Source organism: Catellatospora bangladeshensis (genome assembly GCF_016862575.1).
Taxonomy (GTDB): Bacteria; Actinomycetota; Actinomycetes; order Mycobacteriales; family Micromonosporaceae; genus Catellatospora; species Catellatospora bangladeshensis.
Map to the genome: position 1 here is coordinate 105603 of NZ_BONF01000040.1, position 20341 is coordinate 125943.

General features: G+C 71.9%; 21 protein-coding genes, 2 tRNA genes and 1 pseudogene. 15 read left to right on the top strand and 9 right to left on the bottom strand.

Going from position 1 to position 20341, the window contains the following annotated elements:
• Positions 1-138 precede the first annotated feature (138 nt).
• Positions 139-981 (top strand): class I SAM-dependent methyltransferase, encoded by an 843-nt coding sequence (locus tag Cba03nite_RS30425; protein ID WP_203753570.1) that lies wholly within the window; start codon positions 139-141, stop codon positions 979-981.
• Positions 982-1003: 22 nt separating this feature from the next.
• Positions 1004-1819: an MOSC domain-containing protein gene (locus Cba03nite_RS30430; RefSeq protein WP_203753573.1), complete on the top strand. Its 816-nt coding sequence runs from the start codon at positions 1004-1006 to the stop codon at positions 1817-1819.
• Here the strand turns inward: Cba03nite_RS30430 and Cba03nite_RS30435 are convergent.
• A complete protein-coding gene (locus Cba03nite_RS30435) occupies positions 1812-2327 on the bottom strand; it encodes a GNAT family N-acetyltransferase (protein WP_203753576.1) in 516 nt (171 codons plus the stop codon). The genes Cba03nite_RS30430 and Cba03nite_RS30435 overlap by 8 nt on opposite strands.
• Positions 2328-2404: 77 nt before the next feature.
• Complete coding sequence (locus tag Cba03nite_RS30440; protein WP_203753579.1) at positions 2405-5512, bottom strand: M14 family metallopeptidase; 3108 nt, start codon at positions 5510-5512, stop codon at positions 2405-2407.
• Positions 5513-5692: 180 nt separating this feature from the next.
• Between Cba03nite_RS30440 and Cba03nite_RS30445 the strand changes: the two genes are divergently transcribed.
• From Cba03nite_RS30445 to Cba03nite_RS30455, 3 genes are all read left to right on the top strand, one after another.
• Positions 5693-6031, top strand: a complete 339-nt coding sequence (locus Cba03nite_RS30445; RefSeq protein ID WP_203753582.1) for an MmcQ/YjbR family DNA-binding protein — start codon at positions 5693-5695, stop codon at positions 6029-6031.
• A gap of 147 nt (positions 6032-6178) precedes the next feature.
• Entirely contained in the window at positions 6179-6343 is a 165-nt protein-coding gene (locus tag Cba03nite_RS30450) for a hypothetical protein (RefSeq protein WP_203753585.1), read from the top strand.
• Complete coding sequence (locus tag Cba03nite_RS30455) at positions 6340-6693, top strand: plasmid mobilization protein (protein WP_203753588.1); 354 nt, start codon at positions 6340-6342, stop codon at positions 6691-6693. Before Cba03nite_RS30450 ends, Cba03nite_RS30455 begins: the two co-directional genes overlap by 4 nt.
• Before the next feature lie 29 nt (positions 6694-6722).
• On the opposite strand, the gene Cba03nite_RS30460 is transcribed toward Cba03nite_RS30455, so the two are convergent.
• Together Cba03nite_RS30460 and bcp are read right to left on the bottom strand one after the other, a co-directional pair.
• Positions 6723-6795: transfer RNA gene (locus Cba03nite_RS30460), tRNA-Leu, on the bottom strand.
• A 71-nt stretch (positions 6796-6866) separates the two neighbouring features.
• Entirely contained in the window at positions 6867-7343 is a 477-nt protein-coding gene (gene bcp, locus Cba03nite_RS30465) for a thioredoxin-dependent thiol peroxidase (RefSeq protein WP_203753591.1), read from the bottom strand.
• A gap of 191 nt (positions 7344-7534) precedes the next feature.
• Between bcp and Cba03nite_RS30470 the strand changes: the two are divergent.
• The 4 genes and pseudogenes from Cba03nite_RS30470 to Cba03nite_RS30480 all read left to right on the top strand — a co-directional run.
• Positions 7535-8209, top strand: a pseudogene (locus Cba03nite_RS30470) (energy-coupling factor ABC transporter permease); the annotation flags it as partial.
• 21 nt (positions 8210-8230) lie between these two features.
• Positions 8231-8584 carry a PDGLE domain-containing protein gene (locus tag Cba03nite_RS40070; RefSeq protein ID WP_373315783.1) on the top strand — a complete coding sequence of 118 codons (354 nt, stop codon included), beginning with the start codon at positions 8231-8233 and terminating at the stop codon, positions 8582-8584.
• A gap of 5 nt (positions 8585-8589) precedes the next feature.
• Positions 8590-9360: a cobalt ECF transporter T component CbiQ gene (gene cbiQ / locus Cba03nite_RS30475; RefSeq protein ID WP_203753594.1), complete on the top strand. Its 771-nt coding sequence runs from the start codon at positions 8590-8592 to the stop codon at positions 9358-9360.
• Positions 9357-10115, top strand: a complete 759-nt coding sequence (locus Cba03nite_RS30480; protein ID WP_203753597.1) for an energy-coupling factor ABC transporter ATP-binding protein — start codon at positions 9357-9359, stop codon at positions 10113-10115. Before cbiQ ends, Cba03nite_RS30480 begins: the two co-directional genes overlap by 4 nt.
• Before the next feature lie 128 nt (positions 10116-10243).
• On the opposite strand, the gene Cba03nite_RS30485 is transcribed toward Cba03nite_RS30480, so the two are convergent.
• Genes Cba03nite_RS30485 through Cba03nite_RS30500 form a run of 4 tightly spaced genes read right to left on the bottom strand, consistent with a single transcriptional unit; the run spans position 10244 to position 13292 of the window.
• Positions 10244-11362 carry a hypothetical protein gene (locus Cba03nite_RS30485; RefSeq protein WP_203753600.1) on the bottom strand — a complete coding sequence of 373 codons (1119 nt, stop codon included), beginning with the start codon at positions 11360-11362 and terminating at the stop codon, positions 10244-10246.
• 17 nt (positions 11363-11379) lie between these two features.
• Positions 11380-12117 carry a thioredoxin domain-containing protein gene (locus Cba03nite_RS30490; RefSeq protein WP_203753603.1) on the bottom strand — a complete coding sequence of 246 codons (738 nt, stop codon included), beginning with the start codon at positions 12115-12117 and terminating at the stop codon, positions 11380-11382.
• Positions 12118-12138: 21 nt separating this feature from the next.
• Positions 12139-12687: a MauE/DoxX family redox-associated membrane protein gene (locus Cba03nite_RS30495; RefSeq protein ID WP_203753606.1), complete on the bottom strand. Its 549-nt coding sequence runs from the start codon at positions 12685-12687 to the stop codon at positions 12139-12141.
• Positions 12688-12719: 32 nt separating this feature from the next.
• Entirely contained in the window at positions 12720-13292 is a 573-nt protein-coding gene (locus Cba03nite_RS30500) for a sigma-70 family RNA polymerase sigma factor (protein ID WP_373315780.1), read from the bottom strand.
• A 31-nt stretch (positions 13293-13323) separates the two neighbouring features.
• On the opposite strand from Cba03nite_RS30500, the gene Cba03nite_RS30505 reads away from it, so the two are divergent.
• The 4 genes from Cba03nite_RS30505 (at position 13324) to Cba03nite_RS30520 (ending at position 17903) form a co-directional block, all read left to right on the top strand.
• Entirely contained in the window at positions 13324-14040 is a 717-nt protein-coding gene (locus Cba03nite_RS30505) for a hypothetical protein (RefSeq protein WP_203753608.1), read from the top strand.
• A 125-nt stretch (positions 14041-14165) separates the two neighbouring features.
• Positions 14166-15791 carry a copper resistance CopC/CopD family protein gene (locus tag Cba03nite_RS30510; RefSeq protein ID WP_239126117.1) on the top strand — a complete coding sequence of 542 codons (1626 nt, stop codon included), beginning with the start codon at positions 14166-14168 and terminating at the stop codon, positions 15789-15791.
• Between the two features lie 37 nt (positions 15792-15828).
• Positions 15829-16539: a YcnI family protein gene (locus Cba03nite_RS30515; RefSeq protein ID WP_203753611.1), complete on the top strand. Its 711-nt coding sequence runs from the start codon at positions 15829-15831 to the stop codon at positions 16537-16539.
• A 170-nt stretch (positions 16540-16709) separates the two neighbouring features.
• Positions 16710-17903 (top strand): hypothetical protein, encoded by a 1194-nt coding sequence (locus Cba03nite_RS30520; RefSeq protein WP_203753613.1) that lies wholly within the window; start codon positions 16710-16712, stop codon positions 17901-17903.
• A gap of 138 nt (positions 17904-18041) precedes the next feature.
• Here the strand turns inward: Cba03nite_RS30520 and Cba03nite_RS30525 are convergent, their stop codons facing one another.
• Positions 18042-19256 carry a glycosyltransferase 87 family protein gene (locus Cba03nite_RS30525; RefSeq protein ID WP_203753615.1) on the bottom strand — a complete coding sequence of 405 codons (1215 nt, stop codon included), beginning with the start codon at positions 19254-19256 and terminating at the stop codon, positions 18042-18044.
• 105 nt (positions 19257-19361) lie between these two features.
• Here Cba03nite_RS30525 and orn point away from each other — a divergent pair, with 105 nt between their 5' ends.
• A complete protein-coding gene (orn, locus tag Cba03nite_RS30530) occupies positions 19362-19967 on the top strand; it encodes an oligoribonuclease (RefSeq protein WP_203753640.1) in 606 nt (201 codons plus the stop codon).
• Between the two features lie 98 nt (positions 19968-20065).
• Positions 20066-20138, top strand: a tRNA-His gene (locus Cba03nite_RS30535).
• The last annotated feature ends 203 nt before the right edge of the window (positions 20139-20341 follow it).

The window sequence follows — 20341 nt, forward strand, 5'->3', positions numbered from 1 at the left end:
GCTGGTTGTTGGACCAACATTCACACCGACACTGTATGCAAACTTTCATTCAGAGACAATCTCGGGTCTGTCTCGTGGGTGGCCGGACATGATAGAAATCCCAGACGGATTCATGTTCGCCGTGGAAGGTGCGTCCCCATGCCCGACCGTAAGACTCGGCTCAGGCGTGCCGTGTCGCGCAGCGCACTGGCCCCGCTCGCGGCGCTGCCCGTGCGGCTGGCCAGGGTCGCCCGCCACGACGCGAAGGTGCTGCGCGAGTCCGCGCGCTGGCTGGTCACCTCCCGTGAGCACCACAACTACACGTACGACCTGACCAAGCTGAACCTGGAGCACCTGGCCTGGTTCGTCAGCGTGGTGGCCGAGGTGCCGGTGGCCGACGTGCGCGCCTGGATCGCCGAGATCGAGGCCGACACCGCGCTGCGCACCCACATCGAGCGCACCACCGCGAACGCGGCCCGCCGCGGCCTGGCCGACCGGCACGTGCGCTACGCCCGCCGGCTCGGCTGGTACGCCCTCATCCGGGCGCGCAAGCCGCAGCACGTGGTCGAGACCGGCGTGGACAAGGGCCTGGGCACCTGCGTGATCGCCGCCGCGCTGCTGCGCAACGCCGCCGAGGGGCACCCGGGCCGGGTCACCTCGCTGGACATCAACCCGGAGGCGGGCTACCTGGCCAAGGCGCAGCCCTGGGCCGACGTGGTGGACCTGGTCATCGGCGACTCGATCGCCTCGATCGGCGCGCTGGACCGCCCGGTCGACATGTTCCTGCACGACAGCGACCACAGCGCGGCGCACGAGCAGCGCGAGTTCACCGCGATCGAGCCGCACCTGGCCGAGCGGGCGCTGCTGCTCACCGACAACGTCACGTACACGACGGTGCTGCTCAAGCACGCCGAGAAGACCGGGCGGCGCTTCCTGGCCTTCAAGGAGCAGCCGGTGCGCCACTGGTATCCGGGCGACGGCATCGGGGCCGCCTGGCGCTGACCGGCGCTGGTAGCGTCACTCCATGCGAGTGGGCGCGCTGTACACCTACCCGGTCAAGGGCTGTCGCAGGGTGGAGCACGAGCAGGCGACGGTCGAACCGTGGGGCCTGGCCGGGGACCGGCGCTGGATGGTGATCGACCCGGACGGCAAGGAGGTCACCCAGCGCGAGGTGGCCCGGCTGGCGCTGCTGCGTGTGCGTACCGTGGACGGCGGCCTGGAGCTGTCCTTCCCCGAGACCGCGCCGCTGCTCGTGGCCCAGCCCGAGCCGGACCCGGCGGTGCTGTCCACGCTGTGGGGCCAGCCGCTGCCCGCGACGGCCGCCGGACCCGCCGCCGACGCGCTGCTGAGCAAGGAACTCGACCGCGACGTGCGGCTGGTGTGGATGGACGACCCGGCCACCCGCCGCCCCGTGCCCGAGCCGGAGCTGAACAAGCCCACCGACCGCGTCTCGTACGCCGACGGATACCCGCTGCTGGTGGCCAACACCGCGTCGCTGGACCGGCTCAACGACTGGATCTTCGAGGGCGGCTCGCTGGAGGGCCCGTTGCCGATGGCCCGCTTCCGGCCCAACCTGGTGGTCGAGGGGGCCGAGGCGTTCGCCGAGGACGGCTGGATCGGGCGGCGGCTGCGCGTCGGCGAGGTGGTGTTCCGGGCGCCGAGCGCGTGCGGCCGGTGCATCGTCACCACCACCGACCAGGAGACCGGCGACCGCGGCCACGAGCCGCTGCGCACCCTGGCCCGCCACCGCAACGTGAACCAGAAGCTGCTGTTCGGGGTCAACCTGGTCCCCGAGAACGTGGGGATCATCCGGGTCGGCGACCCGGTCGAGCTCAGCTGAGGTCCAGCCACATCTCGATCTCGTCGCGGTCGTCTCCGGGCGCCATGCGCAGCGCCCCCGGCAGCCGGCCGACCTCCTTGTACCCCAGCGGCGTGTAGAAGCGCTCCAGCCCCATACCGCCGCGCACGGTGATGTGCAGCCCCTCCAGGCCCATCGCCCGGCCGACCCGCTCGGCCTCCCGCATCAGCGCCGCGCCCTCGCCCCGGCCCTGCCGCCCCGGGTGGACCATCACCCGGCCAACGGTGCGCCAGTGCGCCGACAGCGCGAACCGCTTGCTCACCAGGATCGCCATGGCTGCGGCGGCGCCGTCCTCGTCGTAGCCCACGATCAGCCGGTCGATCCCGGCGTCGACGCCCTCGAACGTGGGCCCGGCTACCTCCTCGACCTGAGCCCGGGTCACCGCACCCGCGAAGCCCACCGCGCCGCCCGCGTTGGACACGTCGGTCCACAGGCCGACAAGCTGCTCGCGAAGCTCCAGGGTCAGCTCGGGGTCCAGCACAAACCGCATGATCCAATCCTAGACACGAAAGGAAGGGCACCTTCTTAACGGACGTCCGTTAAGAAGGTGCCCTTCCTCACCTCAGGTCAGTACCCGAGCAGGTGTGCGAGCGAGCGCTTGACCAGGTCGTCACGCTGCGCCGGGGTGAGGCCCTCGGCGCCGAAGCCGGTGAAGACCGTGTCCCGGGTGGTCACGATCGATCCCTCCTCGAACGCCTGCTGGCTGCGTACCCAGTTGTTGGTGGGGCTCGGCGAGCCCGCCGCCGTGCCGACCGTCCAGCCGCCCAGGCCGTCCTCGAACGAGGTCTGCGTCACGACCGCGCCGTTCGCGCTGACCGAGACGTCGTCGAGGAACACACCCAGGCCCTGGGTGCCCCAGTCGGAGATGTACGAGATCGACAGCTCGACCTGCTGCCCCGCGTACGGGGTCAGGTCGTACGCCAGCTCCGTCCAGCCCCCCGAAGGGCCGGTCAGCGCGTGCCACGCCCCGGTCGTGCCCGCCGGTGAGCAGTCCGCCCCCTGGTAGTGCGCCAGGAACGGGTGGATGCCGTCCACCCAGCCCGACGCGCAGCTGTCACCGGTCTCCTGCGTGGTGTGCCCGGTGCTGTCGGCCAGCGTCGTCCACGTGTCGGTGCCCGCCGCGCGCGCCTCGACCACGAAGAAGTCCCAGTTCGGCTCGGTGTCGAACGACGACCAGAACCGCAGCTCACCGGAGGTGGCCGAGGTCAGGTCGACGGTGCGGGACAGCCGCTTGAACGACTGGTCCGACCGGTCGCTGTAGAGGTACCAGTCGCCGGTGCGGGGGTCGAACGGCGCCGCGCCCGGCCGCAGCCAGTCACTCGGCGCCGCACTCGCGAACTGCGGGAACTGCGCCGGCGGCAGGAAGCTGGACGTGGTCAGGAACGACGCGGTGTGCGTCTGGTTCGCGGCCGAACCCGCCCCGTTCAGCGTGCCCGCGAACCCGTCGAACGCGCCCGTGGTGCCGCCGACCGGGTAGTGCTCGCCCGTCCCGTCCGTGCCGCCCCCGCTGACGTAGTTGTACGCGCCGAGGTAGTACTGCAGGAAGTCGTTCAGCACCGGCAGGCAGGGGTACTCGCGCACCGTGCACTCCGGCTGGGCCGGGGCGTCCGGGTTATAGAAGTACGACCCGTCCGCCGACTGCGCGAACAGCGCGTTCTGACCCGTGAGCAGCAGCTTGCCGCCCTCGTTCAGGTAGTCGCGCACGGACAGCTCGATGTCCAGCGCCGCCTTGGCGGTGGTGCCGCCGGGCTGGCCGGTCGAGCGCAGGATGATGTCGTCGCCGGTCTCCCAGACGATCGCCTTGTAGTGCGACAGCACACCCAGGTGGTGCGGCGCCTTGCGGCCCTGCGTGTCGAAGTCGTACACGTCGCTGGAGTACCCGGCGGCGCTCAGCGAGGAGGCGTAGTCCGCGGCGTACTTCGCCGAGGTCACGCCCTGTGCCGGGCTCACCCCGGTGACGTCCTCCGCGGCCAGGATGAGCACCTTGCCGCCGATGTCGTCGTGCACCCGGTAGGTGAAGTGGTCACTGCTGACCGCCCCCGCTCGCCCCGGCGTCACCGAGAACCCGCTGAACCACACCTCGACCTGGTCACCCGGCTTGGTGTTGGTCACCTTGCCGCGGAACTCGGCGTAGTAGTCGTCGTTCTCGTCGCCGTAGCGCTCGCCGCCCTGCCACTCCTTCACGGAGGCCGACTTCACGCTGCCGCCGTTGACCTTCCAGTGCACCTTCACGTTCTTCAGCGCCCGCCGGATGATCGCGGCGACCGGCTGGGTGCGCCCGTACGACACGTCGAAGGCGTCCACCACGAAGTCCGGCGAGGTGCGGCCGACCACCGAGACCGGGTTGTCCGGCTGCGCGGCCGACTTCGCCAGCGACAGCGCGAACGGGATGTTCTTGGCGAACTCGGCCTGGATCAGCTCCTCGTCGTCCGGGAAGTTGAACCCGCTGGCGCAGTCCTCGGCGACCCACTCGTCGTCCGGGATAGAGTTCGACACCGTCTCACAGGTGGTCATCTCGGGGGTGAACCCGAGCGAGCCGTACTTCTCCGTCATGTGCGAGTCGGTGTCGCCGTTGGTGGTGTACAGCTCCGCCGAGATGTCCGGGTCGTAGCCGGGCACCGCCGGGTTCGCGTCGTCGCCGGCCAGCGTGATCGAGATGACGTCGTCCGGCGTCGGCGTGCTGACCTGCCAGCCCACGCCGTAGAGCAGCAGCTCGGCGGCGGAGTGGTAGTTGACGAAGAACTCCGGGCGCAGCCGCTTGAAGAACCCGTCGAGCGCCTTGCTCTCCGGCTCCGAGTTCGGCCCCGGGCCGCGGTACGTCTCACTGGCCGGGTCGATCGAGGAGCCCTCGTTGTCGTAGCCCCACTTGTAGGCGTAGTTGCGGTTCGGGTCCACACCGTCGCCGGGCGCGATGACGCCGTCACCGTTGTTGTCGCGCAGGTTCTTGCGCCACAGGCGGTTGCCCTCGGTGAAGGTGAAGTCGTAGCCGTCCGGGTTGATCACCGGGAAGAAGTACATCTCCCGGGTGTTGACCAGGTTCGTCAGCTCAGGGTTGCTGCCGTACCCGTCGATGAAGTGGTGCAGCAGGCGGCGCACCATCTCCGGGGTGATCCACTCGCGGGCGTGCTGGGCGCCGACGTAGACCACCGCCGGGCGCAGGCCGTCGGGCAGCAGGCGCGCTCCACGGGTCAGCTTGATGCCCTTGATCGGCTTGCCCTGCGTGGTGTGCCCGATGGTGAGCAGCTTGGTGATCGACGGGTTGTCCGCCGCGATCTTCTCCAGCTCCTGCCGCAGGCCGCCCGCCTCGCTGTACGACCGGTACACGGTGTTGCCGGCCAGCCCCTGCTTGCGCAGCGCGTCCGAGGCCTTCTGGCCGCGGATCAGTTTGACCGACAGCTTCACGCCGCGGCTCGCCAGGCGGGACGCCTCCACTTCGGAGAGCACCGCCTCGACCTTCACCTTGCCCGCTCCGGCCGGAGCGGTCCGTACGTCCTCGTGGTCGAGGCCGATGCCCCGGAACTCCTCCACCTGATCATGATCGATCACGCCCACGTAGACGTCGAGCGGGTTCCTGGCCCGGTCACCGTCCCCCGCGGGTTTCGCGCTGGCCGGCACGACCAGCGCGATGGCGCCGATCATGCCGAGGCACACCGCCACGACTCGTAGTTTCCTCACTGCCCCTCCTGGGTGTCGAAGGACTCGCGCAACGAGCCTTTCGAAACACCGGTAAATATGTCAATAGAGTGTCGGTGTTGCGGACGACGCCGAACGGAATGTCACCGGTGAGGGGCAGACTGGGGACAGCGGCGCCGGGCCCAGGCTATGGGGGTTCGGGCTACGGACGGGGGAGGCGCGATGGTCACGGTCGAGCAGGTGCGGCAGGTCGTGCTGGGACTGCCCAGGGCATACGAGGCGCTGGTGCGGGATCGGATCAAGTTCCGGGTCGGGCAGATCGTCTTCGTGGCGTTCTCCGCCGACGAGACGGAGCTGGGGTTCGGCTACCCGAAGGAGGAGCGCGACGCCCTGATCGCCGCCGAGCCGGGCAAGTTCTTCCTGCCCCGCGTATCGGACCTGCGCTTCAACTGGGTGGAGGCGTGGATGGCCGCCCTCGACGAGGACGAGATGCGCGAGCTGGTCACCGACGCCTGGCGCATGTGCGTCCCCAAACGCGTCGCCGCCGCCCACCTGGGCTGATGCGCTGGCCCCGGTGCCGTATTACGGTTAGACTTTAGACGTATTACATAGGGGAGTGACGTGCCGCCGTTCCGGATCGCGTTGATCGAGTGAGCTTCGAACACGCCGTACGCGACGAGACGGGCGACGCAGTCGGAGATCGAAGACGTGCTGACGGATCATCGCAGCGTGTTCCGGCGCAACCTGCCCGGCCGTGCGGCGACGCACCTCGCGGACGGGCGGACCGCGGCGGGACGCCACCTGGTGGTCGCGTTCATCTACGGTCCGGCGACCAGGACGGCCGTTCCGATCAACGCTTGGGAGAAGCGATGACATCACCAGACGAGGCCGAGATGACGGAGGAGGACTACGCCCGCGCCGCGGACGAGGCCTACGAGCATCGCGACGAACTCGACGAACTGGAGGTGGTCGAGTTCACGGCCGACGACGACGTCAGGTCGGTGGTGTCGGTCCGGTTCAACCGGGGTGAGCTGCGCCGGGTCGAGCAGGCCGCGCTGAAGGCGGGTATGCCGGTGTCGACGTACATCCGCAACGCCGCGCTGGCGACTTCGGAGACCGTCGACCTCGATGCGGCGCGGGAGGCGCTGTTGGCGTCGCAGCGGAATCTGAAGGCGGCGATGGCCGCGCTGAACCGCGACCTTCCGCGTGCCGCCACACGGTAGGCGTCACCACCCCGTGAAGGGGAGTCGAGTAGGGCCGGCGGGATTCGAACCCGCACTGGCGCGGACCTAAACCGCGTGCCTCTGCCGTTGGGCTACGGCCCCAGGACCATCAGATGCTGCCATATTCTTGCTCATCAGCGGCGGCAGTGCGTTCCGGGGGCCGTCTTCCCGTGTCAGTCGAGCTTCAGGTCCCGGCGGAGCTTGGCGACGTGGCCGGTGGCCTTCACGTTGTAGAAGGCGTGCGCGATGTGGCCCTTCTCGTCGATGACGAACGTGGACCGGATCACGCCCTGCACGACCTTGCCGTAGTTCTTCTTCTCGCCGAAGGCGCCGTACGCCGTCAGCACGCTCTTGTCCTGGTCGCTGACGAGGGGGAAGGTGATCGCGTCCCGCTCGACGAACTTGGCGAGCTTGGCCGGCGCGTCGGGGGAGATGCCGACCACGGCGTACCCCTTGGCGGTGAGCGAGGCGAGCGAGTCGCGGAAGTCGCACGCCTGCGTGGTGCAGCCGGGCGTCATCGCGGCCGGGTAGGCGTACAGGATGACCTTCTTCCCGCGCAGGTCGGCCAGGCTGAGCGTGCCGCCGTCGGCGGTGGGCAGGCTGAAGTCCGGGGCGGCGTCGCCCGGCGAGAGTCGTACGTTCTCCGTCACACCAGCCACCCTATCCACGCGCGCCGCCCCGCCCACCCGCCCCGCCCAAGGTCACCCGACTTGCCTGGCAGGTGGGCGTATCTTGCGGCGGGATGCGCCCGATTGCCAGGCAAGTCGGTCGATCAAGCGAGAGCGTGAACCTTATTGCAAGTAGTTTGCAACAACCTTAGGCTGGCGGAGTGAACATCGCGATGCACATCTCGAACGGCATCATCGGTGGGCCGGTGTCGCTGGCCTACGGCGTGGTGGCCGTCGTCCTCCTGGCGTTCTGCCTGAGCAAGGCGCGTCAGGACCTGAGCGAGCGGCTCGCCCCGATGGCGGGTCTGGTGGCGGCGTTCATCTTCGCCGTGCAGATGCTCAACTTCCCGGTGCTGCCGGGCGTCAGCGGCCACCTGCTCGGCGGCGCGCTCGCGGCGGCGCTGGTCGGGCCGTGGGTGGGCGCGCTGTGCGTGTCCGTCGTGCTCATCGTGCAGGCGCTGATCTTCGCCGACGGCGGGCTCAGCGCGCTCGGGCTGAACATCTCGAACATGGCGCTGCTCGGCACGGCCGTCGGCTACCTGGTGCTGGTCGGCCTGATGAAGCTGCTGCCGCGCACCGCGGCGGGCGTCGGCCTGGCCGTCTTCTTCGCCTCGGTGCTGTCGGTGGTGCTCGCGTCGCAGGGCTTCGTGCTCCAGTTCGTCCTGGGTGGCGACGTCCCGCTGACCATCGGGTATGGCGAGATCTCGGCGACCATGGCCGGGGTGCACGCGCTGATCGGCGTCGGCGAGGGCCTGATCGCGGCGGTCACCGTCACCACGGTGGCGAAGGTGCGGCCCGATCTGGTGTACGCGCTGCACGGCGACCGGCTGGCCCGGCCGGCTGAGTCCGGCCTGCCGACCCGCACGTTCGTGCTGGCGGGCCTGGCGGTCGCCGCCGTGCTCGCGGGCGGGGTCAGCTACCTGGCCTCCGGCGACCCGGACGGGCTCGACGCGACCACGCTGACCGGCTGCACCGTGGACGCCGACGGCGTGATCACCGGCGGCAGCTGCATCGCGCAGCAGGCGGCCGACCACGAGCTGGGTGGCTCGTTCCTGGCCGACTACGGCATCACCGGCGTGGACAACGCGACCGGCCTGGCCGGGCTCATCGGCGTCGCGCTGACCTTCGCGATCGGCCTGGCGATCTTCTGGGGCGTGCGCCGCCGCCGGACCGCCGCGGCCACCGCGCCGCAGGCGCCGGACACCGTCGGCGCGGAGAAGTAGCCGGTATGGGCGCGGGTCACACCCACCCGATGTACGTGCACGGGCACTCGCCCGTGCACCACCTCGCACCCGAGGTGAAGATCGTCGCGGCGGTGCTGTTCACGATCGTCGTGGTGGCGACGCCGCGCGAGCTGCTGCCCGCCTTCGGGGCGTACGCCCTGATCGTGGCCGTGCTCGCGGTGCTGGCCCGGGTCCCCGCCGGCTGGCTGGCCCGGCGCAGCCTGATCGAGCTGCCGTTCGTGGCGACGGCCGTGCTGCTGCCGTTCTTCGCGGCCGGGCCGACCACGACGCTGTTCGGCCTGAACGTCGCCGTCGAGGGGCTCTGGGCCGGGTGGAACATCCTGGTCAAGGGCACGCTCGGCGTGCTGATCGCGCTGCTGCTCGCGGCGAGCACGCCCGCGCGGGACGTGCTGATCGGGCTGGACCGGCTGCGCACTCCGCAGGCGATCACGCAGATCGCCCTGTTCATGCTGCGTTACCTGGACGTGCTCGCCGACGAGGCGCGGCGGATGCGCATCGCGCGGCTGTCCCGCCTGGACGACCCGCGCTTCCTGTGGCAGCTCAAGGGCTTCGCCGCCGGGCTCGGCACGCTGTTCCTGCGCGCCTTCGAACGCGGCGAGCGGGTGTTCCTGGCCATGCGCTCGCGCGGCTACACCGGGCGGCTGCCCGCCGCGCTGCACGAGGGCAGCGCGGCCACCGGGCGGCAGTGGGCCGCCGGGGCGATGGTGCCCGCGCTCGCTCTCGCCGTCCTGCTGGTGGAAAGGTGGGCGGTATGACCGCGCTGCTGCTCGACGACGTCCGCTACACCTATCCCGACGGGCACCAGGCGCTGCACGGGGTCAGCCTGCGCATCGAGCCCGGCGAGCGGGTCGCCCTGCTCGGCCCGAACGGCGCCGGCAAGACCACGCTGGTGCTGCACCTCAACGGCATCCTGCCCGCCGCCGGGCTCACCGGCTCCGGCGGCACCGTGTCCGTCGGCGACCGCACCGTCGACCCGCGCGACCGGGCCGGGCTCGCCGAGATCCGCCGCCGGGTCGGCCTGGTCTTCCAGGACCCCGACGACCAGCTGTTCCTGCCCACGGTCGCCGAGGACGTGGCGTTCGGCCCGGCCAACCTGGGCCTGCGCGGCGCCGAGCTGCACCAGCGGGTCGACGAGGCGCTGGACGCCGTCGGCATGAGCGACGTGAAAGAACGCGCCCCGCACCACCTGTCGCTGGGGCAGCGCCGCCGCGTCGCCGTCGCCACCGTGCTCGCCATGCGGCCCGACCTGCTGGTCATGGACGAGCCGTCGTCCAACCTGGACCCGCAGGCCCGGCGCGAGCTGGCCGAGATCGTGCTCGGGCTGGACGTGACGCTGCTGATGGTCACGCACGACCTGCCGTACGCGCTGCAGCTCTGCCCGCGCTCGGTGGTCCTCGACGAGGGCCGCATCGTGGCCGACGGCCCGACCCGCGACCTGCTCGCCGACCCCGACCTGCTGGCCCGCCACCGTCTCGAACTCCCGTTCGGCTTCGCCGTCCCCGTCGCCTGACGACCCGTTCCATTCCCGCCGCACCGGCCCGTCCCGCCTGGCATAGACGCAGGCCCGTCACATCGGCTCGATTCCCGTTCGGATGTGACGGGCCTGCGTCTGTGGGAAGAGGGCCGGAGGGGGGCTCGTCAGGCCGGGTGTTCCGTGGCCGCCGGGTTCTCGGCGTCCGGGGCGGCCGCCTGGGCGGGGATGGGCTCGTTCGGGACGCCGGAGGTGGTGCCGCGCAGGCGCAGCATGCCCGCGACGGCCACGCCGACGCCGAGCACGATGATCGTCGCCGTCATGACCCGGGCGGCGGTGTCGCCCCACGGGACGGGCGCGATCGAGCGGTGGAACACCGCCGCGTTGACCATGCCGGAGAACAGGCCGACCGCGGCGGCGCCCAGGGCCAGGGCGAAGTCCCCGGCGGCGCGGCGGGTCAGCGAGTACGCGGCGGCGGCGATCGCGGCCAGCGCGCTGACCACCGACCACAGCTGGACGGTGACCAGCTCCAGCAGGATCGGCCCGAACGTGTGGTTGCCCGCGTCGATCTCACGCCCGACCGCGTAGGCGAGCGCGAGCGCCCCGGCGCCGAGCGCGGCGACCGACAGCAGCACGGTGAGCGCGCGGGGGCGGCCGCGGACCAGCCCCACCAGCGCGATGACGGCGGCCCCGGCGACGGCGCCGAGCCACCACTGCACCGGGTCCGGCGGCGGCACGTAGTCGAGCACCCCGGTGACCTGGAGCGGGGTGACCTCGGTGCGCATCGGCACGGTCCAGTCGCGCAGGCGGCGGGGCTGGTCGGGGGCGGCGGCGACCTCGGCGGGCGGGTTCGGGTCCGTCCAGATCGCGCGCTGGTCGTGCCAGCGGTAGACGGGCTCGTCGCTGACCTTGCGCCACTCGGGGGCCACGGTCGGGTCGGCGTGCGCGGGCGGGTCGACGTGGGCGATGGTGATGTTCAGGTACGTGGCGGGGGAGTGGATGTTCTCGTACACCCCGTCGGGGCGTACCTCCAGGTAGGGCTCGTTGTTGTAGCCCAGGACCTCGACCGGCCTGCCGGAGTGGTTGGTGAGCTGGAGCCGGGCGCCCGCCTCGATGGTGATCACTTCGAGGCCGGGCAGGTCCGGGGTGCCGGTGAGCAGGGTGCGGTAGTTGGTCGCGTCGGGGGCGTCGGCACCGTGGGCCGAGGCGGGGGCGGCGACGGTGAGAAGCAGCGTGAGCGCGGTCCCGAGGACCGCGCCCACGCGCCGTGCGATGAGGGGTGTCATCTGTCTCCTGCTCCGGGTCAGCTCGTGCCGGCCGAGGGGGTGGTGGTGCCGGCCGCGGCGGCGACGGCGGCCGCGATGGCGGTCGAGCTGGCCTGCACCGGCTTGCCGTTGACCATGACGGTCGGCGTGCCGCTGACCCCGGCCCGGCCGGCCTCCTCGCTCACGTGGTTGGTCCAGTTGATGAAGCGCTTGTCCTTGACGCACTGGGCGAAGTCCTCGCCGAGCCCGACCTGGCGGCCGAACACGATGAGGTCGTCGTCGCTGGGCCCGGCCCCGCCCTCGGCGGGCTGGTTCTGGAACAGCGTGTCGGTGTACTCGGTGAACTTGCCGTACTCGGCAGCGCAGCCGGCCGCGGCCGAGGCGCGCGTCGAGTAGCGGTTGGTCGAGGCGCCGTCGAGGTACGCCACCGGGTGGGTCACCAGCGTGATCTTGCCATCGTTCGCGAGCTGCTGGATCGAGGCGGCCGCCTCGTCGTGGAAGCTCTTGCAGTGCGGGCACAGGTAGTCGACGTACTCGTCGACGACGACGGGCCCGGTGCCGCTCACGATGCCGGTCCCGGCGCTGTTGGCGCCCTTCGGCGCGGTGTAGTCGGTGGTCTTGCCGCCCGCGTAGATGGCCCAGCCGATGAGGCCGGCGATGACCAGCGCCGACACCGCGGCGATGGAGATCCACATGGTGCGCTTGCGCCGCTGCTCCCTGGCGATCTGCTCGCGCACCATCCGCGCGGCGGCGTTCTGATCCTTACGGCTGCTCATGCCGCCGCCTCGCTTCGGGCGTCACAGCCGCTGACGGCGGCGCTCGCTCGGTTGCTCACTGTTCTCTTCCTCCAGCACGTCGTCCGGCGCCAGCGCGGCGGACGGTCGGTCCAGTCGTGCGTCGAGGGAGAAACGGCTGACCGGGTAGATGATCAAGAAGATGGCCATCGCGAGGAAGGCCACATCCCGGAGGATGTCCGGGAGATAGTTCGGCGTCACCCCGGGTGGCAGGGGACCGCCCTTGCTGAAGCAGCCGCAGTCGATGTTGAGCCCGCGGGACCAGGCCGAGGCGATGCCGGCGATGAAGGCGACCATCATCACCGCGCCCGCCCAGGCCGCGAGCCGGGTGGCCAGGCCGAACAGCAGCAGCAGACCGACCACGATCTCGACGAACGGCTGCGCCGCCCCGATGACCATGGCCAGGTCGTACGGCATGATCTGGTACGCGTTGACGGCTCGCCCGGACGCGGCGAGGTCGGTGACCTTGAGCCAGCCCGCCGTGACGAAGATGCCCCCGAGGCCCAGCCGGGCCGCGAGACTCACCCAGGGCTGCACCCTGTGCCAGGTCATGTTGTTCCTCCTCTGCCCCCGTGCGGCCGCCCTCAGGCGGCTAAGGCGCTAACGACGTCGGCCACCAGTTCGGCGCGGGCGCGCGCGACCCGGGACCGGATCGTGCCGACCGGCACCTCCTGGACCGCCGCCGCCTGCTCGTACGACAGACCCAGCAGCTGGGTCAGCACGAACGCCTCCCGGCGTTCCGGCGCGAGCCGGTCGAGCAGCTGTGCCGCCCCGATCTGGCCCGCCGGGTCCGGGTGGTGCCCGGCGGTCAGCGCCTGCGCCGCCAGGCGGGTGCCCAGCGCCCGCTGCCTGACAACGGTACGCAGGTGATCGGCGCAGGTGCGGCGGGCGATGCCCAGCAGCCAGGTGCGCACCGTGGAACGTCCCTCGAACGCGGGCAGTGCCCGGAACGCCCGCAGGTACGTCTCCTGGGTGAGATCGTCCGCGGTGCCCGGGTCGACGAGCGCGGCGACGAAGCGCCACACCTCGGCCTGGGTGGTCCGGACGAACGCGGCCTGCGCCAGCGGGTCCCCCGCGCGCGCCGCCAGCGCCCACTCGGTCGCCGGATCGGCGATCGGGAGCGGCTCGTCGGCTGGCACGGGGGGCACGGGGAGCAAGCCTAACCGCCGGTCCGGCTCACTCCGGGCGGTGACGTCGCGCGTGTCCCGCGACACCGCCGGGAACCAGACGGGGGTACGCGCCGACTACCCGCCCATGACGAACTGCGGCGAGGTGCGCGACGGGCTGTCCGCACGGCTGGACGGCGAGGTGCGGGCGTGGGCGGCCGAGACCGGCCGGAAGCCCGGCACGCTCGACGGCCACCTGGCCGGCTGCGCGGACTGCCGGGCCTGGTTGCGGGCCGCCGAGCAGGTCAACCGCGCGGTCCGGGTGCAGGCGGTGGCCGTGCCGGACCTCACCGCGCCGATCCTGGCCGCGGTCGCCGCCGAGCGCGACGCGGCCGCTTCCGCCGTCCGGCGGCAGACAGAGGGGCGGCGGCAGGTCCTGCGGGTGGCGCTGGGTGTGACCGCCGTGGTGCAGGTGCTGCTGGCGCTGCCGATCCTGCTCGCGGGCGTGGGCGAGCTGCACACCGGCCGCGAGGCGGCCTCGTTCGACATCGCGCTCGCGGTCGGCTTCGCGCTCGCCGCGTGGCGGCCCGAGCGGGCCCGCGCGTTCGTGCCGGTGGCCTTCGTACTCGCCGCCTGCCTGACCGTCACCAGCGTGTTCGACGTGGCCGACGGCATGACGGCGCTGGCCCACGAGATCGGCCACGCGGCCGCGTTCGTCCAGGCCGCGCTCCTCTGGGCACTCAGCCGCACCACCGCCGTCTCCCGCGGACCCCGCACTCCCGCTACGGTCGCCCCGTGAGTCTCATGACTGCCACCCCCGCCCGCGCCGCCGCCCCCGCGCTCTTTGAAGATCATCCGACTTGCCTGGCAAGTGGGCGAATGCGCCGCCAAGATACGCCCACCTGCCCGGCAAGTCGGTCGATCATGACCCGGTGGCGGGCGCTGGCCGCCGTGGTCGGGTTCCTGGCGCTGACGCTGCTGCCCGCCAGCCCGGCGTATGCGCACGCGGCGCTGCTGCGCACCAGCCCGCCCGCCGGGTCGGTGGTGCCGGAGGCGCCGAAGGAGGTCACGCTCACCTTCAGCGAGCCGATCGCCCCGGTCCACGACAAGATCCGCATCGTCGGGCCGGACGGGGAGCGGGCCGACCGCGGCACCCCGACGGTCGACGGCAACGTGCTCAAGATCGAGCTGCGCGACGACGCGCCCCGGGGGACGTACCTGGTCAGCTACCGGGTGATCTCGGCGGACAGCCACCCGATCCCGGGCGGGTTCACCTTCTCCGTGGGCGCCCCGTCGGCCGCCCCCGCCGCGCTGCCGGAGGAGAAGGTCGACACGACCATCCGCAACCTCATCGCCGCCGTCAAGGTCATCGGGTATGCCGGGCTGGTGCTGCTGGTCGGGCCGGTGCTGGTGCTGGCGCTGCTGTGGCCGGCCCGGCTGAGCCAGCGCGGCCCGCGCCGCCTGATGTGGACCGGGTTCGGGCTGGTGGCGCTGGCCACCCTCGCCGGGCTCTACCTGCAGGCCCCGTACACCACCGGCACCAGCCTGTTCGGGGCCACCGCCGGGGACCTCGGCGACGTGCTGGGCAGCCAGTACGGCATCGCGCTGCTGGTGCGGCTGGCGCTGCTCGGCGTCGCCGCGTTCCTGGTCCGGCCGCTGCTGGCCGGGCGGGACGGGATCGTGGACCGGGTGCTGCTCCTGCTCGTCGCGGCGGGCGCGGCGCTGACCTGGCCGCTGGCCGGGCACCCGGCCGCCTCCCCGGTGCCGGCCGTGTCCGTGGTCGTCGACGCGCTACACCTGGCCGGGGCCGCGGTGTGGCTCGGCGGCCTGGTCATGCTCGTGGCGTACCTGCTGCGCCTGGCCGACAGCCGCGAGCTGGGCGCGATCCTGCCGATCTGGTCGCGCTGGGCGGCGCTCGCCGTGTCCACGGTGCTGCTGGCGGGCGTCGTCTCCGCGCTGATCCAGATCGGCACCCCGGCCGCGCTGGTCGAGACGACGTACGGGCAGCTGCTCATCGTCAAGACCGTGCTGGTCGGTCTGGTGCTGGTGGCCGCCTACTTCGCACGGCGGTTCACGCTGCGCGGCGCGGCGGACAACCCGCGGCCGCTGCGCCGTGTGGTCACCGTCGAGGTCGCCATCGCGGCCGTGGTGCTCGCGGTGACCGGCGCGCTCACGCAGACCACCCCGGCCCGCACCGCGCAGGAGACCGCGCAGCTGCCCGCCCAGCCGGTCATCTACTCGACCACGCTGACCAGCAGCCAATGGACGCTCCAGGTGGAGGTGGATCCGGCGAAGCTGGGGGACAACGCGGTGCACCTGTACGCGTACAAGCCGGACGGTTCGCCCCAGCCGGTCGTGGAGTGGAAGGCGACCGCGTCGCTGCCCTCGGCCGGGGTCGAGAAGGTGGCGTTCCCGATGCTCAAGCTCACCGACAACCACGCCAGCGGCCAGGTCTCGCTGCCGACGCCGGGCGACTGGCAGCTGACGTTCACCCTGCGCACCTCCGAGATCGATCAGGCTTCGGTCACCGCCACGGTGCCGATCTCCTAGCGCCCAGCCCGGCTGGGCCTTCCGAAAGGTCTTAGGCATGAAGATGACGCGCCGACTCGGCGTGGTCGCGGCGACGGTGCTCGGCCTGCTGGCCGTGGCCGTGCCCGCGGCGGCCCACGTCACGGTCAGCCCGAACACCGCCGTGCAGGGCAGCTATGCCCGGGTGGCGTTCCGGGTGCCGAACGAGTCCGACGACGCGGGCACCACCAAGGTCGAGGTGCACCTGCCGGAGGACGCGCCGGTCGCGTCGGTCTCCACGCAGCCGGTGCCGGGCTGGACGGTCGCGGTCACCAAGCGCAAGCTGGCCACCCCGATCGAGGTGCACGGCAGCCCGGTCAGCGAGGTCGTGGCCACCCTGACCTGGACCGCGACCAGCCCGGACGCGGCGGTCAAGCCGGGGCAGTTCCAGGAGTTCCCGGTGTCCATGGGGCCGCTGCCCAAGGTGGACCAGATGGTCTTCAAGACGCTGCAGACCTACTCCGACGGCGCCGTGGTGCGCTGGATCGAGGAGCCGGTCAACGACGGCACCGAGCTGGAGAGCCCGGCCCCGGTGCTGAAGCTGACCCCCGCCGCCGCGGCCGCCGAGGCCACCCCGTCGGCCGGCGCCACGGTGGCGCTCGGCGACCAGACCAAGGAGGCCGGCGGCAACTGGGCCGGCATCGCGGGCCTGGTCGCGGGCGTGCTCGCGCTGATCCTCTCGGGGGTCGCGCTGGCGCGTACCCGCCGCCCGTCACCTCCCGCCGTCTGACCCGAGGTTAGGAAGGGCACCTTCTACATCGCAAAGCGATAAGAAGGTGCCCTTCCTTTCTGCGCATCCCGGTGAGGGCTGGGGCGTTGGTCCGGGTGGACCGCGCCGACGATCCGGCGCGGCGTCGCGCCCGCCGCTGTCGGGCGCCGCCCCCCACCGGAGGACACGGGATGCGCGCTGCGCGAGTGGTCATCGGCATGCTGGCCCTGCTCCTGGCGCTGCCCGCGCTGGCCGCGGGTATCGCGGCGGCCTGGCTGACCGGGCACGACAGCCCCGACGGCGCGTTCCACGCCGCGGTGGCCCCGCTGCGCGACCCCGAACGGGTGCTGGTCGTCTCCGACATCGACGCGCTGCTGCGGCGCGACGTCCCGTACGCCCGCGTCGGCGGCGTGGAGCTGCGGCTGTCCGCCAGCTCGGGCAACACGCCCGCGTTCGTCGGCATCGCCGCGCCCGACGAGGTCGCCGCCTACCTGGCCGGGGTCCGCTACACCGAGGTCGCGCAGACGCGGATCGGCCCCGGGCCGCTGCTGCTGCGCACCAACCGGATGGACGCGCCGGGCCGGGAGCCCGGTGATCCCACGGCCGAGGACTTCTGGCTGCGCCAGGGCCTGGGCAGCCTGTCCTGGCACCCGGAGCAGGACCGGGGGCGGCACCTGGCGCTGGTCGTGGTGCTGCGGGACGCGCCCTCCACCGGGCCCGCGCTGCCCTCCGACGCCCTCAGCCTGGACGTCGCGCTCGACGCGGACTGGCTCGCCTCGGCCATGTGGGGCGTGCTCATCCTGGCCATCGTGCTGCTGGTGGTGGCGCTGGTGACGCTGGCCTGGCCCGGCCGCCCGGCCGAAACCGCGCCGGAGCCGGCCGACGACGAGCTGACCTCCCTGCTGGACCCCGCGGACGACGGCACGATCATCGCGCTGCCCGCCGACACCGACCCGGGGCTCACCGCCCCGCCCGCGCCGGAGCAGCGCGCACCGGAACCCGAGACGGTGGTACGCGAACAGCTCGACGTGCCCTGGGCAGGGGCGCCCTACACGGGTCCCGCCGAGGACACGGTGGCCTGGCCCGCGCCGTCGGCGCCGCGCGGCTGGTTCGAGTCGCCGGCCGGCGCGCGCCGGAGCGAGGCGCGGGCGGACGGCCGGTTCGCGGCGGCCGTCGGGGCCGGTCACGCGGAGGCGGTAACGGTGGCGAGCGCCGTGCCCGCGATGCGGAGCGTTCCCGCGCCGGACCTGCCGTGGCCGCCGCTGCGGGGGGAGCTGCCGGGCACGCAGCCGGTGCGCGACGTGATCACCGAGGAGTTCCTGCCGGGCATCGCCGACCGTCCGGCCTGCACGCTGCGGCTGGAGCGGATCCCGGCGGCGCGCTGACCGCGGCACAGGACGAGCGGCCCGACGACGCGGGCCGCTCACACCGGGGGAACGGTGTTCCATCTGGGGGGCCGTCCCGGGGGAGACGGTGTCCCTGCCTCCTACTGTAAGGAAATCCACCAGAACGGACAAGACTGGCTAAACAGTCCTTGACGTGAGATAATCCCATGGTCCAGGACGCACGGGCAGGAACGCCACCAGCGCCAGGCTGAGCAGCACGTACGCGTTGCGGGCCAGGAACAGGCCGGGCGTGTCCGTCGGCACCGCCGCGACACCCCAGTCGACCAGCGACACCACGCCGATCACGCAGACGGCGTACACCCCGGCCGCGAACGCCAGCCAGCCCGAGCGGCGGCCGCCGGTGCTCTGCGTCGCCGCCGCGAGCAGGGCCACGATCGCGGGCACAAACCAGTAGAGGTGGTGCGGCCAGGTGATCGGGCTGATCAGGCCGGACAGCAGGCCGGTCAGCGCCAGCCCGGTGACGGGATCGCCGGCCAGCCCTGCCCGCGCCGCGCGCCACATGCCGAAGGCCAGCACGGCGAGCGCGAGCAGCAGCCATACCCACTTAGCAGGCTGCTCCGGCGCGACCAGCCGGGCCAGCAGGCCCTGCAGGGACTGGTTGCCGGTGTAGTCCAGGCGGCCCACCCGGGCGGTGTCCCACAGCGCGCCGGTCCAGAAGTCCCAGGAGGCCCGCGGCGCGATCGCTGCGGCCACCAGGGTGACCGCAGCGGCGGCGCCCATCGCGGTGAAGGCGGCCCGCCACTGCCGGGTGACCAGCAGGTACACGATGAACAAGCCGGGGATCAGCTTGAGCGCGGTGGCCACGCCGATGCCGACACCGGTCCACTTCGACCCGCGTGGGCCGAGCACCAGCAGGTCCATCATGATCAGCAGGATCAGCAGCATGTTGATCTGGCCGAACGTGATGGTCTCCCGCAGCGGCTCGATCAGCAGCACCAGCGGCACCGCGACCGCCACCGCGAACCACACCGGCCACCCCTGCTTCCGGGCCAGCGGCGCCAGCAGCCAGTACGTGGTGACCACCACCGCGGCCACGGTGCCCAGCGTGAACAGCGCCTGCGTCACGCCCAGCGGCAGCAGCCCGAACGGGAACAGCAGCAGCGCCGCGAACGGCGGATAGGTGAAGTACAGCGCGCCCTGCACCCGGTCCGGCTGGGCGTAGTCGTACAGCTCATGCCCGTCGCCCCACCACCGCACCGCGGACATGTAGATCTTCAGGTCGAAGAAGTCGTGCGTCACCCGCAGCCGCCAGAAGCCGATCGCGCAGGCGGCGAGCACGGCGAGCACGACGAGCACCCGCCGGGGGGTCAGCTGGGCACGGGCCTGAGACATGGACGCCACCCTAACCGCCGCCGCGCGCCCCGCCCGGCGTGGCCCACGCGACGGTGGCGGCACTGACAGTGCGGCCATACGGCGTACGCTGTGCCGGTGGGAGATCTGCGTAGCGCCGACCATCTGGTATGGATCGACTGTGAGATGACCGGCCTGAACCTGGGCAGCGACGCCCTCATCGAGGTCGCGGCCCTGGTCACCGATGCCGACCTGAACGTCCTGGGTGACGGGGTGGATGTGGTGATCCACTGCCCCGACGCGCTGCTCGACGGCATGGTCGACGTGGTGAAGCAGATGCACGAGAAGTCCGGCCTCACCGAGGCGGTGCGCCGCTCCGCGGTCACCGTCGAGCAGGCCGAGGACATGGTGCTGGAGTACGTCACCAAGTACGTCACCGAGCCGCGGACCGCCCCGCTGTGCGGCAACTCGATCGCCACCGACCGGGGCTTCATCGTGCGGGACATGCCCCGCCTCGACAGCCACCTGCACTACCGCATGATCGACGTGTCGTCGGTGAAGGAGCTGTGCCGGCGCTGGTATCCGCGGGTTTACTTCGGGCAGCCGGAGAAGGGCCTGGCCCACCGCGCCCTGGCCGACATCCGGGAGAGCATCCGCGAGCTGCGCTACTACCGCGAGGCGATCTTCGTGCCGCAGCCCGGACCGGACGTCGACGAGGCCAAGCGCATCGCGGCGACGATGATCCTGCCGTAAGTCGCGCGGGACACAGCGATACCCGCTCGACGCGGGGCCGGGGGGTATGGCTATTATTGGTCGGTCGCCGCGGCTGTCACGGTCAGCGGCGTGCAATGGTGGTCGTAGCTCAGCTGGTAGAGCACCGGGTTGTGGTCCCGGGGGTCGCGGGTTCGAGTCCCGTCGATCACCCTGTAGAGAAGCCCCGACGGGTAGCCGTCGGGGCTTTTTCGTGGCTGAGGGTGTGGGTGGCTGGGTTGGAAGGCAAGATCGCCGTCTCGTGTCGCAACCTGTGGTGTGGCCACATGTCGTCTGACATGTGTTCGGTAACAGTGATGTGGCGGGACATCGGTAACGCCTGAGCTCGTGCGGCCCGGTTAGGGGCTGCATGGGAA

What these genes read in the sequence shown, in the direction of transcription:
- Cba03nite_RS30480 (WP_203753597.1), top strand. Translation starts at nt 9,357, where the DNA reads ATGACCGCGCTGCTGCTCGACGACGTCCGCTACACCTATCCCGACGGG.
- cbiQ (WP_203753594.1), top strand. Translation starts at nt 8,590, where the DNA reads ATGGGCGCGGGTCACACCCACCCGATGTACGTGCACGGGCACTCGCCC.
- Cba03nite_RS30495 (WP_203753606.1), bottom strand. Translation starts at nt 12,687, where the DNA reads ATGACCTGGCACAGGGTGCAGCCCTGGGTGAGTCTCGCGGCCCGGCTG.
- Cba03nite_RS30425 (WP_203753570.1), top strand. Translation starts at nt 139, where the DNA reads ATGCCCGACCGTAAGACTCGGCTCAGGCGTGCCGTGTCGCGCAGCGCA.
- Cba03nite_RS30435 (WP_203753576.1), bottom strand. Translation starts at nt 2,327, where the DNA reads ATGCGGTTTGTGCTGGACCCCGAGCTGACCCTGGAGCTTCGCGAGCAG.
- Cba03nite_RS30520 (WP_203753613.1), top strand. Translation starts at nt 16,710, where the DNA reads ATGCGCGCTGCGCGAGTGGTCATCGGCATGCTGGCCCTGCTCCTGGCG.
- Cba03nite_RS30525 (WP_203753615.1), bottom strand. Translation starts at nt 19,256, where the DNA reads ATGTCTCAGGCCCGTGCCCAGCTGACCCCCCGGCGGGTGCTCGTCGTG.
- Cba03nite_RS30485 (WP_203753600.1), bottom strand. Translation starts at nt 11,362, where the DNA reads ATGACACCCCTCATCGCACGGCGCGTGGGCGCGGTCCTCGGGACCGCG.
- Cba03nite_RS30510 (WP_239126117.1), top strand. Translation starts at nt 14,166, where the DNA reads ATGACCCGGTGGCGGGCGCTGGCCGCCGTGGTCGGGTTCCTGGCGCTG.
- Cba03nite_RS30515 (WP_203753611.1), top strand. Translation starts at nt 15,829, where the DNA reads ATGAAGATGACGCGCCGACTCGGCGTGGTCGCGGCGACGGTGCTCGGC.
- Cba03nite_RS30490 (WP_203753603.1), bottom strand. Translation starts at nt 12,117, where the DNA reads ATGAGCAGCCGTAAGGATCAGAACGCCGCCGCGCGGATGGTGCGCGAG.
- Cba03nite_RS30445 (WP_203753582.1), top strand. Translation starts at nt 5,693, where the DNA reads ATGGTCACGGTCGAGCAGGTGCGGCAGGTCGTGCTGGGACTGCCCAGG.
- Cba03nite_RS30455 (WP_203753588.1), top strand. Translation starts at nt 6,340, where the DNA reads ATGACATCACCAGACGAGGCCGAGATGACGGAGGAGGACTACGCCCGC.
- Cba03nite_RS30430 (WP_203753573.1), top strand. Translation starts at nt 1,004, where the DNA reads ATGCGAGTGGGCGCGCTGTACACCTACCCGGTCAAGGGCTGTCGCAGG.